The following is a 612-nucleotide window of genomic DNA, read 5'->3' as shown; positions in this document are numbered from 1 at the left end:
AGACCAAAAATACCCCAAATACTTAAATCTAACCATTGAACAAGAGGATCCAACGCTTCTTTTTTTGTATTGCTGAGGGCACTTGCCAAGGAAGGGATGAGGACAAGTATAAGGACCATTGCTAAATCCTCAATAATCAACCATCCAACGGCAATGCGTCCTTTTTCTGTTTCAATAAGATGACGCTCTTGCAAAGCACGTAGCAGGATAACGGTACTTGCTATGGATAAAGCAAGACCGAAGATCAAACTACCACTAAAGCCCCATCCCATAATCAGACCAAGGCACAAACCTAGAAAAGTAGAAAATGCCATTTGTGCAATAGCAGCGGGGACAGCAATAGCTTTGACAGATAAAAGGTCTTTTAATGAAAAGTGGAGCCCAACACCAAACATCAACAAAATAATACCAATTTCAGCAAGTTGATTAATGATGACGGAATCTATTTTAAATCCGCCTGTATTGGGTCCCACAATAACACCAGCTAACAAATAGCCTACAAGGGGTGAAATACGTAAACGGCTAGCAATCATTCCCAAGAGAAATGCTAAACATAAGCCTGCAACAATAGTTGTGATAAGTGGTGTGTCGTGGAGCATGGATTATTTACTA

At 40.4% G+C, this 612-nt stretch carries 1 protein-coding gene; it reads right to left on the bottom strand.

The features are described 5' to 3' along the window. A partial coding sequence (locus ACFIO3_RS15065) for a cation:proton antiporter (protein ID WP_375704781.1) occupies window positions 1–599 on the bottom strand: 599 nt, incomplete at its 3' end. Between the last annotated feature and the right edge of the window lie 13 nt (window positions 600–612).

The sequence above is a fragment of the Bartonella sp. AD328YNZD genome (assembly GCF_042196425.1).
This window is presented reverse-complemented; position numbering and strand designations above follow the sequence as displayed.